The sequence below is a fragment of the Butyrivibrio proteoclasticus genome (genome assembly GCF_900115735.1).
GTDB lineage: Bacteria > Bacillota > Clostridia > Lachnospirales > Lachnospiraceae > Butyrivibrio > Butyrivibrio proteoclasticus_B.
The window spans coordinates 128,418-143,563 of record NZ_FOXO01000010.1 but is presented as its reverse complement, the minus strand read 5'-3'; the positions used below and the strand labels follow the sequence as shown (position 1 = coordinate 143,563).

Sequence of the window (15,146 nt, the reverse complement as noted above, 5' to 3'; positions counted from 1 at the left end):
CACGCAGCTCAGAATGAACCGAAGCATTCAGGCGGAGGGTTCATTTGCAAATGTAAAAGAAGACATGAACTTCAGAAGATATTTGTATAAGGGGACGAAGAATGTTCTTGCACAAAGTGTGTTGCTTGCAATCGGATTCGATATCAATAAACTGCATCACAAGATCATGGCCGGCCGAACAGGAACTCATCTTTTTGAGCTAAAGAAAACGGCATAATTTTTGATCCTTAAAAATCAAACTCCTGTATCTGATCCGAAGATATCTTCGGACTATTAAGTTACTCTAAAAATATGAGATATGAGCAGAAAGCAGATATAAGTACCGATTTTTAGGCCTGAAAAAGGGCCATCGTCCAGATGATTTAATCATCTAATGCGACAGCCCCTTTAAATATATATTATTATAAACCGTACTGAGCCATGATATTGCTAAATTCCTGTGAGTTTGCAAATCCGCTTATAACTCCATCACGGGTATTTTCACCTCTATCAAGCTGTCCTACCCAGTTTGCAAGTCCTGCATCATCATACTCTCTTCCGAGGAATGTGCGATATAAAACCTTTACAAATTCTGTGTTAGTAAGGTTTTTATTAGTAAACTCCTGAGAGTGGAAGAATCCGTTTGTTGAAACATTAAGGATATTTGATCTTGAAGAATTCGCATTAATTCTTCCGCACCAGTCATTAAGACCATCTACATCATAGTTTCTGCCAAGCGCCTGTGTATAAAGGCGGCTGACAAATTTTGTAACGCCTGCGTTTTTATCACGTTCCTCTGTAAGTACAAATGTTCCCGGCTGAATACCATATGATGCACAAAGGTTAGCAAATTCTTCACTGCCTACAAATCCTGCAAATATTGCATTTACCGACATTCCTGCATCAAGCTGTGATGTCCAGTCAGCATATCCGCCTTCATCTGCATCTCTCCCAAGCATTGACTGATAGCAATCGTTTACAACTTCTCCAGTTGATTTGCCTTTTCCGGAATATTCCTGTGAACAAAGAACACCCTGTACAATATCTACTGCCTTTTTCTCACCGCTTGTAAGAGAGTTTGTCCAATATTCAAGACCTTCCGTCTCAGGTGAACGATTCAGACATACTTCATAAAGGCTGGTTACAAAAATAGCAGCTCCATCTGAAGGTGAGATATTGATTACATTTATTTCAGATGATGTTGAAGGTGTTTTCTGCGGTTCTGTTTTCTGTGGTTCTGACTTCTGTGGCTCTGTCTTTTGTGTTTCTGTTTTCTGAGGTTCTGTCTTTTGCGGCTCTGTCTTTTGTGTTTCTGTCTTCCACAGGGCATAGAGTGTTATGGTCTGGCCGTTTTGAGTAGCCAAATTCCTAACGGTTGCTTTATTAGCATAAGTTACTCCACTGCCATCTGCCTTGGTGTTCCACCCCAGGAAAATACTATTAGCCTTAGTATAGGTGCATTCAGGAAGGACATAGTCTTTTTCATTCACACAACTATACAGACTTGACATATAACCCCTGTCGCCACTATTCCTATCGAAAGAAATTGTGTAAGTAATTTTGGGCTTTACATTAACAACATCACTTATGTGATTGCTGCCATCTGTTCCTGTCACTACACATCTGAATTCTTTGTTATATGTATCTGCAGTTACATAAAAAGACAACTTGTCTGTATTGTTGCCAGACTCAGAACAATTGATCCAACTGTTATTCCCAACCGCTCTGTACTGCCATTGATATTTCCTTACTCCTGTTGCTATTATTTGAAAGGTAACATTCCTTGAGGTAGCTTCAATAACACTCTCAGGCTGTTTGGTAATTGCAGTTTGTTCGCTGTCCGCATCTATTAAAGTTAACTGTTGTGTCCAGGAAATCTTCTCTGTAATTCCATCTTTAGCTGTAAAATTCACTACATGGAAGCATCCGACAGATGACGCCGCAAAAGCTCCCAAAAGGTCAGTGCTGTATATCGAGTATGAGGTCCAGTTTGCAATTAGTTCATCTGGAGTCTTTTTTCCTACGTTTCCAAGTTCAACTCCATCTTTCCACTGTGCTGTAAGAGTATTCCATTTTTGACCATTTGGACGATAGTATGAGTTATATATGGCATACTCTAACGCTCTTGTATCAGAATCAGCCTGTGTGCATTCATTATATGTGAGCTCGTCAAGTCCCTTCTCTTTACGATACTTGTTGGTAAGTTCCCACGCTTTTTTAGCATAATCATGATCAAAATAGCCTTTTACTTCTACAAATGTACCATCTGACTTTTCAATCCGATAAGTATCATATGGATGAATGTCTTTTGATTCAATTACTTTTCCACAGTAATCACAACGTTTTTCCATACGCCCATACTCGGTGGCCGTGGCTTCCTTTGTTATAACATAAGAACAGGTGATTTGATGACCATCAATAAATGATTTATGATCACAGATGTCTGGATCTGCTTTCCATTGAGCGTAGAGGGTTATAATCTGTCCCTCTTCGGTAGCGAGATTCCTTACGGTCATACCATCTGAATAAGACTTACCTGTACCATCTGCTTTGGTGTTCCAACCTACAAATTTGTTACAGTCCTTTGTGAACACGTTTGCATTAAGCTTATAGTCCTGACCATTGATACAGGTCATACTATTCATATTTTTATAATTTCCTGTGTTACGATCAAATTTAATAGTGTAGCTGAAAGGATCAACAGGCATAGATTCAGAACTATAATCGTTGTCGTTAAGAGCCAATTCTGAAAGATCATAAGAATAGAGGTTTAACATGTCATTGCTGTATGTGTATGAAATCTCTTTTTTAGTAGAATTGGTTTTCCGAGTTATAATGTATCCGGAATTAACGTCACCGGAGGTGTAACCCTTCATGAAAAGACCTGTATTACCCTGAGGCATAATATCCCCATCGCAATTAGTAACGTCAGTGAGATAGTTTTTATCATCAATATGAACTATATTCCACATATGCGGGCCTCCGTTCATCTCACCCGTAACGGAAAGAACATAGAGGTCATAGTTATTAAAACTACTTATATCACACAAGTACTGAAAGGCTTTTGAATAACCTTCGCAGACAACGTTAGTTTCCGGGTCATCATCAAATACATAAATTAGTTCCCATGGATTACTACCCATGGTGGATACGCTATTGTGTGAAGCGGTGTAATTGTATTCTACCAAAGAACAGATTTTTTCTTTGAAAGCAACAATCTTTTCGAAATCGTCAAGGTCTGCAAAACTGTCAGCGATATCTTGTGCGTTGGCTAAAGCTGTTGAAGTAGCACTGGTTTTTTCAGTATCCGCCTTATATGTGTAGTAATGGCTGTCATCTGACGCCAACCCATAGGATTGCGATACAGAAAAAGAAATAATGAATTTTGCTACTTGAATAAAGCCATCTTTGGTTCCTGCAGTTTCGGAGGTCTTTTTTATTTCTCCATTGTTTTCGCCAAAAGAATAAGCGAAGCTTCCAATGGCGTATTGTCGGCCAAACCAATAAAGTGACTCTGGGTGGTCTGATATTATTGCAGTTATAATCTTTGTACCATCAATTTCAAGTTGAGCTTTTAAACTCTCAATCCCCTGATTCTTTTTGTCTGTATTTATGTTGCGAGTCCATATATTGTTTGAATATGAATAGTCAAACAAATCTTCAACTTGAATTTCGTCGAGAGATATTCCAAGTTCTTCCGTAGTTAACTCAATCTTAGTATCGCTTGTCTGTCCGCTGGCCACCCTGGAAATCAAATCATAAGCTTTGTCATAAAGCTTTTTTTCATTATCAGTTAAGCTATTGTAAGCTGAAGCACGTCTGAAAAGCATAGTACTAAGAGCTGTATCCTGCTCGAAGTAGTCAACGCCAAATTGCTTATCAACATATTTTGCAAATAGTTTTTCCTCATCGGGGAGATTGTCAACCTCATTCTCCTCTATGTTAACTGTGATGGTCTCAGGCTCCATTGCCTCGATGTATGATTCGTCAATGGAAAAAGAGCTATCAGCGGAACTTTCACTTGAAGATGTGCTTGTACTGGCATCGGAATTGCCACTTAAGGAGGCACTATCACTGGCAGAGGAATTGTCATTTAAGGAAACGCTGTCACTGGCAGAAGAATTGTCATTTAAGGAAACACTGTCACTGGCAGAAAAATTGCCATGAAGTGATCCCGTTTTCTCTGTGCTTTCTTTGTTTGAATCTGTATCAGCCTCATTGGAAGAGGGGATCGTAGTTGAATTTATATCCGAATATATTTTTTCGCCGTCAAGTGTTGTGGCCTCATCGCTAACTGGCGCTGTATCATTGTAGACTGACGAAGTAGCTTCGCTAAGACTAGTGCCTACGTCAGAAGTCTTTTCTGAAGACGCTGAGACTTCGTCTGTTTCTAAATTTTCTTCAGTATCATCAAAAGACTCTTCTGATAAAAGAATGGTTGCAACATCACCAGTATCTTCAGCGAATGCAACCACAGGATATGTGAAGAACATTATTCCTGATAAGAGCAAAGAAAGAAATCTTTTTTTCATTGAAACCCTTTCTACCTTTTTGGCATGTAACCGATATATCATTAGGTTTATTCTAATTAGTCCGAATTTCATTATAGACGATGAGACATAACGTGCAATACGGTAAAACGATTTTTCAATATGTTTTGAAAGGATGTTGCAACATATTTTAAAATGAGTGAAATATATTTGGCGCTTACTTTATCACTAAGTATATTGTTTTTACAATAGTTCTTTTTCTATTCTTTTCTCAAAAAAAAGACGCTCAATGTAGTGATAAGCTACATCAAGCGCCTTTTATTATGAGTTTTTGAAAATTATAGTCCGTACTGAGCCATGATATTGCTAAATTCCTGTGAGTTTGCAAATCCACCGATGACTCCATCACGAGTATTTTCGCCACGATCAAGCTGTCCTACCCAGTTTGCAAGTCCTGCATCATCATACTCTCTTCCGAGGAATGTGCGATACAGAACCTTTACAAATTCTGTGTTATTAAGGTTTTTATTTGTAAACTCCTGTGAATGGAAGAATCCGTTTGTTGAAATATTGAGAATATTTTCTCTTGATGGATTGGCATTTATTTTTCCGCACCAGTCATTAAGTCCATCTACATCGTATGCTCTTCCAAGGGCCTGTGTATAAAGGCGGCTTACAAACTTTGTAACACCAGCGTTTTTGTCACGCTCTTCTGTAAGTGTAAATGTTCCTGGCTGAATACCATATGATGCGCAGAGGTTAGCAAATTCTTCACTTCCTACAAAACCTGCAAAGATAGCATTTACTGACATTCCTGCATCAAGCTGTGATGTCCAGTCAGCATATCCAGATGCATCAGCATCTCTTCCAAGCATTGACTGATAGCAATCGTTTACAACTTCTCCGTTTGATTTGCCTTTATTGCTATATTCCTGTGAGCAAAGAACTCCCTGTACAACATCTACTGCTTTCTTCTCTCCGCTCATAAGACTGTTTGTCCAATAATTTAGTCCATCCGCTTCAGGTGAACGGCCAAGGCCTACATTATAAAGACGTGTAACAAAACTTTCTGCTCCTGCGGAAGCTGATGTGCTGTTGACTTTGATTGTATAATTCACATTAGTTGGATGTGAATAATAATATCCATCTATCTTGATATAATATGTTCCCGCTGCAGCATCAAATACATCAGACGATATTGTTTTTAAATTGTTAGCAGAAACCTTTTGTTCATATATGTTTTTACCTGATGGGTCGATAAGTCTTACTGTCCAGTTACTACTGCTATCTAAATGTTTGTTACTAAAATCTAATGATATCTTACCAGGAGAGTTAACAGCAAAACTATAATAATCAACATCCTTGTCATTATATAAGTTACCATTTATATTTTTACCAGTTGATATAACTGTAGCTTTATCAGTACTATCATTATCTTCAAATTCCCAGTCTGTCGTTGCTGTAAAGTTAGCTTTGATATAATAATTTACATTAGTTGGATGTGAATAATAATATCCATCTATCTTGATATAATATGTTCCTGCTTTTACTCCATAGGTTGGTGATGATACTGTTTTTAAATTGCTTCCATATACATTGGTGGAATAAATATCACCACATTCTGTTCCAATTAACTTAACTGTCCAATAATTAGAGCTCGAACCTGAATCATTTCTAACATTTCTAAAATCAAAGGATATTGTGCCATTTTCTGGTGCTATAAATTTATAATAATCAACATCCTTGTTATTATATAGATTTCCCTCAATTTCTTGTCCCGGGATAATCTCATTTGCTGTGTCAGCACTTTGGTTTAATTCATTTTCCCAATCTGTTGTTGCTGTAAAATTTGCCCTAATAGTATAATTCACATCAGTTGGATGTGAATAATAATAACCATCTATCTTGATATAATATGTTCCCGGTTTTACGCCATATGTTGGTGAAGATACTGTTATTAAGTTGCTTCCATATACCTTGGTGGAATACATATCACCACATTCTGTTCCAATCAGCTTAATTGTCCAATAATTAGAAGAACTTTCACTTGGTTTATTACTAAAACTAAAAGATATAATTCCTGTCTCTGTCGTAGTAAATTTATAATAATCTATGTCCTTATCTGTTGATAACACTCCAGAATAGTCTTTATTAGTTTCAATTACTGCTGCTGTGTCAGAATTTTCATTAGGTTCAAATTCTTCATCTACAGCCACACCACTATCATATGTCTCAATTTCATATATCTGTTTCAGCTGCTCTTCTAACTCCTTGCCTTCCAAAGCTGTTGAGCTTGCTAATGAAGCATTTAATGCGTCTCCAGAAATACCTTCTGCTGCCGATATTATCTCAGAGCTTTCTGTCACAGCTTCCAATACTTCTGTTGAAGCTTCAGTTAATGAAGCATCTCCCTCTGCCAAACTAGCTTCCTCTGCTGATACAGCCTCTACTGAGCCTTCTGTTACAGCTTCCTGTGATTTTTCTGCTCCATCTGTAATTTCATTTACCACATTTTCTGAGCTATCTGTGTTAGCTAATGATATTTCTTCCTGTATTTCTACTTCACTATCTATCAGCTCCCCAACATTTTCTACAGCAAAAGATGTTATTCCCTGCGACAATACAAGTGTCATTGCAGTAATTAAACATATCAACTTCTTTTTCATATATAATCCTTTCACACAACAAAACTCAATTCTTTTCCTTAATAATTAAGTGTTTTATCAGAAATAAAAAAAAATCTATAGAGACTCACAGTCCCTCATTCAATGTTTATCCGCTTCTGATATATTCATTTTTGTTCCAAGGCAAACTATCAATTAATTGCTTGCTCAAGGATATTTTCTGAATGCATCCTTGTCATCCCATCCCCCTTTTCATTATCTTGTTCCTATGTATTGCTCATATTATGATGCTAGCACGAATATAAATATAAAAAATTGTAAGCATTTCCATTTTCCCCAATATATCGTGCCATAATTCAAGCCAATATTACAGTATATGTTTTAGTTAATCCAAAGTAAAGTAACATAAAATAATTTTTATAATAGATTGATTATAAATTTCATTCTGCGCCCACAATATTTGCATATATATTTCAAAAAACTAATATTTTCTCCCCCTATTTGCCATTACGTCAACATACGGAATAACAATATTTAATATATTTTTAATAATACAATTTCTACTACTAGATGTCTATCACTATTTCGTTAAAAACGCTATATGTTGTGTTTACAGCAACTTAGCAAATTATCACGGATGTTTGACAGTCTAGCCTCATAAATCTTAGTTCATAATCCCCCCAAGCCCGCATAAAAAAAGAACATGTATAAAAAGGCGCTTGATGTAGTGATAAGTTACATCGAGCGCCTTTTATTATAAGTTAATGAAAATTATAGTCCGTACTGAGCCATGATATTGCTAAATTCCTGTGAGTTTGCAAAGCCGTTGATGACTCCGTCACGAGTATTCTCGCCACGATCAAGCTGACCTACCCAGTCTGCAAGTCCGGCATCATCATACTCTCTTCCAAGGAATGTACGATAAAGAACCTTTACAAATTCTGTGTTATTAAGGTTTTTGTTTGTAAACTCCTGAGAATGGAAGAATCCGTTTGTTGAAACATTTAGAATGTTATCTCTTGATGGATTAGCATTTATTCTTCCACACCAGTCATTAAGACCATCTACATCATATGCTCTTCCAAGAGCCTGTGTATAAAGGCGGCTTACAAAGGCTGTTACTCCTGCATTTTTATCACGCTCCTCTGTAATTTGATATGTTCCGGGAGCTATTCCGTAACTTGCACAAAGGTTAGCAAACTCTTTGCTACCAACAAAACCTGCAAATATCGCATTTACAGACATTCCATTATTCAATCTTCCAGTCCAGTCGTTGTAACCTGCACTATCTGCTGCACGGCCTAGCATGGCCTGATAGCAATCATTAACTACTTCTCCATTAGATTTACCCTTGTTAATATATTCAGGAGAACATAGAACTCCCTGAACAACATTAACCGCTTGAGCTTCTCCACTCATAAGTTTGTTTGTCCAATCATTAAGACCTGCCGGTTCAGGAGAACGTCCAAGTGCAGTTTCATAAAGACGTGTTACAAAAGCTTTTACTTGTTCATCGTTATAAAATACATTAACTCTTATCCTATATGTTGCAGCACCAATCGAACTATAACTTCCACTTCCCATCGTCACATAAACATAATATGTTCCTGCTGAAACTGCAGCTTTTCCAATGTTTGTATAACCTTGATTAGTACCTTGAACTTCCTTTTCAAAAATATTGCTATAACTACTAGTATCTCTAATCAATTTAATTTTCCAGTTGGAACTAGTATTTACGTAATCATTACTAAAATCTACTGATATATAAGCGTCTCTTTCGACCGAAATCTTGAAATAATCCATATCCCCTGAATTATCTAAGCATCCTGATTTTTCTTTACCACTTTCTATTGGATTTGCAACACCCTTATTTCCATTGCTCTCGTATTCCCAAGAATCTGAAGGCGTAAAATCAACTTTTACTTTATATGTATTGGCACCAATCTGACTATATGTACCCGATCCCATCTCTACTCTTACATAATATGTTCCGGATGCTACTCCATAATTGTTTGAAGTAACCGTTCCTTTATTATCACCTTGAATTTTGCTTTCATAATATGTACGTTTATCATCTACTAATACAATCCTCCACCCCGAACTAGTATCAACGAAAGCATTAGTAAAAGATATATTAATATATCCCGGTTCATATACCGTAAGTTTGTAGTAATCTTGATCACTTGAGTTATCAATACATCCTGCTTTCTCTTTGCCATTTTCAATAGGGTTAGCAACATCTTTATCTCCATTACGTTCATATTCCCATGAATCTGAAGGAGTAAAATCAACTTTCACTTTATACGAAGCCGTACCTATCTGGCTATACTGCCCCGATCCCATCGTCACTCTTATATAATATGTTCCTGGTGAAACACCATAATTATTTGATGTTACCGTTTTTTTATTATCTCCTTGTATATTCTCACGATAGTATGTATGATTATCATCTAATAGTAATACGCTCCAATTAGAACTGGTATCAACGAAAGTATTAGAAAAAGAGAGATTTATATAGCCTTTGGTATCAACTGTTATTTTATAATAATCCTCATCCCAACTAGCACTTAAACTTCCGGTTATCCAGTTTCCACTTGTTATTCCATTCGCAGTAGCCTTTGAACCATTGCTTTCTTGCTCAAAACTAGTTACTCCGTCATCATATTTCTCAATTTCATATATTTCTTTTAGCTTTTCTTCTGACTCTTTATTTTCCAGCTCTGTAGTACTTCCAGTTGCTGTATCTATCACATCTCCAGAAATGCCTTCTGCTGCTGATATTATCTCAGAGCTTTCTGTCACGGCTTCCAATACTTCTGTTGAAGCTTCAGTTAAAGATGCGTCTCCCCCTGCCAAACTAGCTTCCTCTGCTGATGCCGCCTCTACTGAGCTTTCTGCTACAGCTTCCTGTGATTTTTCTGCTCCATCTGTTACTATATTTACTGTATCTTCTGTGCTCTCTGTGTTAGGTAATGCTGTTTCTTCCTGTATTTCTATCTCACTATCTATGAGTTCCCCAACATTATCTATCGCAAAGGATGTTATTCCCTGCGACATTACAAGTGTCATTGAAATAATTAAGCATATTATCTTTTTTTTCATATATACATTCCTTTCCCACAACAAAACTCAATACTTTTCCTAAATAATTAAGTGCTTTATCAGAAGTAAAAAACCATCTTATGGAGAGACTTATCATCGCTCACTCAATGTTTATCCACTTCTGATATATTCATTTTTGTTCCAAGACAAACAATCAATTAGTTGTTTGCTCACTTGCTAAAGGATATTTTCTGAATACATCCTTGTCATCCCCCCTCTTTTCAATATTTTGTTCACATGTACTGCTCATATTATGATGCTAGCACGAATATAAATATTATAAAGCATATAAGTATTTCCATTTTTTCAAATTAACTCAATCGATTCTTCATACACTTAGCTTACAATCCAAAACCTGCAAGCATATTTGCAAATTCCTGAGAACCACCAAATCCATTCATGACATCTTCTCTGGAAGCTCCATTTGCAAGTTTGGATAACCAGTCTGCTTTCCCTGCTTCATCTGATGGTCTGTCAAAGAGTGCCTGGTAAAGATCCTCAACAAACTCATCGTTGGTGCGATTTTTAAGTACATACTCTTGTGAATTAAAGAATCCTGCTTTTGCTACTTCTGCAGCCTGCCACTCCCCACTTACGATGCGCTGTGTCCAGCTATTTATACCATCTTCTTCTCCATGACGTCCAAGAGCCTTTACATACATTCTTTCAACAAAAGCTCTTACCTGAGCATTTGTTTGCTGACTTCCTGCATCAAGTGTTCCTCTTGTAATACCAAATTTATTACAAAGATTTGTGAACTCTTCTGAATTAACAAATCCTGCAAGGACAAAGCGTCTTGATGTGCCATTATTAAGCTGTGCAAGCCAACTCTGATATCCGCCTTCATCTGGATCACGATCAAAGAATGTATGATACAGAACATCAAGATACTGCTCATTCGAAAGATTTCTATTTACGAACTCTGTGCTTTCAATAAATCCCTGTGCAATCCCAGCTCCATCATTTGTTCCATTTTTCAACTGGCTCGTCCAATCATTTAAACCACTTTCATCATAAGAACGGCTTAATGCAACAGTGTACATACGAGAGACAAACGCCACTACCGGGTCAGCAAAGATGTCAGTAACATTCACTACAACAGAACCATATGGTTTATTTGTGCTTGTATTATACTTATCTTTTGCTGTTGCCCGTATCTCAACCTGTCCGGCACCTATTGCAGTAATCAGTCCGTTTTCGCTTACTGTTGCAACTGAAGCATCACTTGAAGTCCATTCATATTCTTTATCTGAAGCATTTTCAGGTAAAACCGTGGCCGAAAGTTGCATTTTATCATCAACATTAAGCTCAATTGAATTATTACCGGCAACGTTAACCTGTGTTACGCTCTGATACACCTCAATAGGGAAGGTATTCTTAACCACGCCATCATTTGTTTCAGCTACCAACGTAGTCGTTCCTAGCTTTATTCCGGTGATATAAACATCCTGATTATTATTTGTAACACTAGCTATGGAGCTGTCCGCAACACTCCAATTTACATCTTCATTTAAATAAACATCATAAGGGTTAAGGCTTGCCTTGATTGTTTCTTTAGTACCTACTGCAACCTTGATATCTGGTTTAGAAACCTCAATTTTAGTATCTACTACTTTAACATGAGCAGTAGTCATAAAAACCATATCCCCAAGCTGGCAGTTTGCTGTAAGCGTGGTTTCTCCAACTTTATTCGCCTTTAAAGAGCCATTTGAGATAGAGGCGATACTACTGTCGGCAATTTCCCAGGTTGGATTAGTCGCAACCACTTTTTCAACGTAGGATCCATCATCACATACTTCAAACAATATATCCATATTAGAGAGGCTGTATGTTGTTCCCAGCTGTTGCCAGTGCTTATCTCGTGAATTTGGTCTGTACGCATCACCATGCAAAGACTCTTTAGTATCTATATACACACATCCTATATTGTCTTCAGATATAGCCGCATTCTTGATACATGTGCTGTTATCAGCACTTGTCTCTACATATGAGGTGGATCCACTTTTCGAAAATTCCTGTACCCAGTAATATTTTCCCTGATACTTAACGCATGCAAAACCACAGTCAGTAAATGTACTACTTAACATATTTCTGCGGTGTTCCTGACCTTCATAGAGATCATCATCTTCCTTCCAGGCGTTAAACACTTGATTAGCATTAAATTGCCCACATGCTATGTTTTCACCACTCGACATGTAAGTATATCCTAGATCATTATATGTTTTAGTGAATTTTGCCCCATCAGCTCTGTAATGGTCATAATTCAGTGCAATTTCCACGGCACGCTGCATTGCAACTTTCTCAAGATTATAATCATAATTCAGAGTGCTGAGAGTTGGCGTTGTCTTTGTCGTATTGTCACTATTCCAATACCATGCCTCACTTCCTGTACGAAAAGAGTTCACCATATCTAACTCTTTTCTTGCTTCTGTCTGGCAGAATGTAACCTTTAACGGCATTTGATATACATTTGCAGCCTGTACAGGCATTGATGGAAATAAAGTAAGAGCCATTATTAAAATGATCAGTAGAATTGCTGTAGTCCGTCGTTTCATTTCTTCCTCCCGAGGTTATCTACATAAGAGCCGTGAAAAGACATATCGACTTTTCACATCTCTTTTCTTAAAAACACTCTTCTAACTTGCTATATATTCTTGAATACATACTTTATAGTCCGAATCCAGCAAGCATATTTGCAAATTCCTGAGAACCACCAAAACCATTCATGACATCTTCTCTGGAAGCTCCATTTGCAAGTTTGGATAACCAGTCTGCTTTTCCTGCTTCATCTGATGGTCTGTCAAAGAGTGCCTGGTAAAGATCCTCAACAAACTCATCGTTGGTGCGATTTTTAAGTACATATTCTTGTGAGTTAAAGAATCCTGCTTTTGCTACTTCTGCAGCCTGCCACTCCCCACTTACAATGCGCTGTGTCCAGCTATTTATACCATCTTCTTCTCCCTGACGTCCAAGAGCCTTTACATACATTCTCTCAACAAAAGCTCTTACCTGAGCATTTGTTTGCTGACTTCCTGCATCAAGTGTTCCTCTTGTGATACCATAATTATTGCAGAGATTTGTGAACTCCTCTGAATTAACAAATCCTGCAAGGACAAAGCGTCTTGATGTGCCATTATTAAGCTGTGCAAGCCAACTCTGATATCCGCCTTCATCTGGATCACGATCAAAGAATGTATGATACAGAACATCAAGATACTGCTCATTTGAAAGATTTCTATTTACGAACTCTGTGCTTTCAATAAATCCCTGTGCAATCCCAGCTCCATCATTTGTTCCATTTTTCAACTGGCTCGTCCAATCTTTTAAACCACTTTCATCATAAGAACGGCTTAATGCAACAGTGTACATACGAGAAACAAATGCAGTAACCTGATCTGTAGAACTGTTATTTGCATTTGCAAAAGCAAAAGTACTAAAACTTGTTATGGTAAATTTAGCCTTAGTTCCATTTTCAATAATTGCAGGAGTAATTTTTTCATAGGAACCATCACTCTTAAAATGTAGAATAAACATGTCAGTAGTATTCATTCCTGCAGGAATAGGAAGTGTGATAACTGCCGGTATTTCCAGATTAGTAAGTTCAGTTTTTGTATCTCCCTTTACATCTACGAGTTTCATATCGAAAGCTATTACATTTTTATAAATATCGGTATCATATTTTGGATCTGTAGGTGTAGGTGATACATTAAGATTAACTGTTGAACCTGCCTCAGCATTAAGCCCTGCTCCTATAACAGATATTCCTTCGGTAGGAATTGATTCAACTTCAGAATTAGTGCTAACAGTAATTCCATTTTTCTGATTATAAGTATTCTCAAGCTTACTTAAGTTCTGCTGGGTAGCTTCACTATCCTGTATGGCATTACACATAGCACTGGCGTTATCTTGTGACTTAAGCTGATTAACTACATCGTTAACAGTATTTTCATCTGCATTTGCCGCACTTGCAATATTATCTTGAATTGCCTGAGCTTGTGATGTTCCACCATATGGTTCTGAAGCCAAGGAATTATTACTGTTTGCCCATTTATTTATGTCTTCACTATACGCTATTACTCGAAAAGTATATGTATGTCCTTCAGTATCTGCCATATATTGTGAAAAATTAGCTTTTGTTATACTGGCCGGCGAGTATAAACCTATAACAAACTGATCATCACGACTCAGTATCGCCATATAACTCTGTGCATGTTCAACCGGATCCCATTCTCCGACATTTTGCTGCTCACTACTCCAACGAAGGTTTCCAGGTGTTGCAAGTTCTTCTGAAGGTCTATTATAAACAAATGGTGCACTCTCTACAGAAACAGCACCATATGACATATCCCTTGAACCATCACTGTTATCAGCAGACATCTTTACTTTAAAAGTATAGATTCCTGAATAATTCATATTTGTATTGAATGTATAAGAGCGCGTAGACGTACCATCACTGGAACCTCTGCTTGTTGAAATCTGCTTTCCATCTTTATACAGAGCTGCTACAACATATCCTTTTGTCGAATCAACTATATCAATATATCCCACTCCCGGCTTAGTCTCATCCCATCTTGGATTTTCCGGCGGAATATACTCATGAGCTTCCTGACCTTCTGTAGCCATTACAGGTAGTTTAGCTCCAGAAACCATCATCAGACCAACCATCAACGCTGCAAGTAACCTTCGTACGCCATTCATAGGCTCTCCCCCCACATCTTTTAACATACTTTTCTTCATTTCGTTCCTCCTAGTTTTTCTACACCCCAATTTTCTATTCCATCAGCAAACGGAATAACAACATTTTATATATTTTTAATAATACAATTCCTACTACTAGATGTCTATCATTATTTCGTTAAAAAAGCTATATGTTGTGTTTCAGCAAATTTGCAATGATACTTTTGCTATCATCAATGAACTATATAAAAAGACGCTTGTTGTAGTTTATTGG

6 protein-coding genes are annotated in these 15,146 nt (G+C 37.2%); 1 reads left to right on the top strand and 5 read right to left on the bottom strand.

Annotated features, from left to right (window positions below):
- A partial coding sequence (locus BM146_RS08285) for a transposase (RefSeq protein WP_177201623.1) occupies positions 1-217 on the top strand: 217 nt, incomplete at its 5' end.
- A gap of 184 nt (positions 218-401) precedes the next feature.
- Here the strand turns inward: BM146_RS08285 and BM146_RS08280 are convergent.
- The 5 genes from BM146_RS08280 to BM146_RS08260 form a co-directional block, all read right to left on the bottom strand.
- Entirely contained in the window at positions 402-4,511 is a 4,110-nt protein-coding gene (locus tag BM146_RS08280; protein ID WP_074887133.1) for a DUF4214 domain-containing protein, read from the bottom strand.
- 296 nt (positions 4,512-4,807) lie between these two features.
- A complete protein-coding gene (locus tag BM146_RS08275) occupies positions 4,808-7,135 on the bottom strand; it encodes a DUF4214 domain-containing protein (RefSeq protein WP_074887129.1) in 2,328 nt (775 codons plus the stop codon).
- Between the two features lie 729 nt (positions 7,136-7,864).
- Positions 7,865-10,195, bottom strand: coding sequence for a DUF4214 domain-containing protein (locus tag BM146_RS08270; RefSeq protein ID WP_074887126.1), 2,331 nt, complete (start codon positions 10,193-10,195; stop codon positions 7,865-7,867).
- A 341-nt stretch (positions 10,196-10,536) separates the two neighbouring features.
- The gene (locus BM146_RS08265; RefSeq protein WP_074887123.1) at positions 10,537-12,750 is read right to left on the bottom strand and encodes a DUF4214 domain-containing protein; all 2,214 of its coding nucleotides are present in this window, start codon (positions 12,748-12,750) and stop codon (positions 10,537-10,539) included.
- Between the two features lie 112 nt (positions 12,751-12,862).
- Complete coding sequence (locus BM146_RS08260) at positions 12,863-14,932, bottom strand: DUF4214 domain-containing protein (RefSeq protein WP_074887120.1); 2,070 nt, start codon at positions 14,930-14,932, stop codon at positions 12,863-12,865.
- Positions 14,933-15,146: the final 214 nt, after the last annotated feature.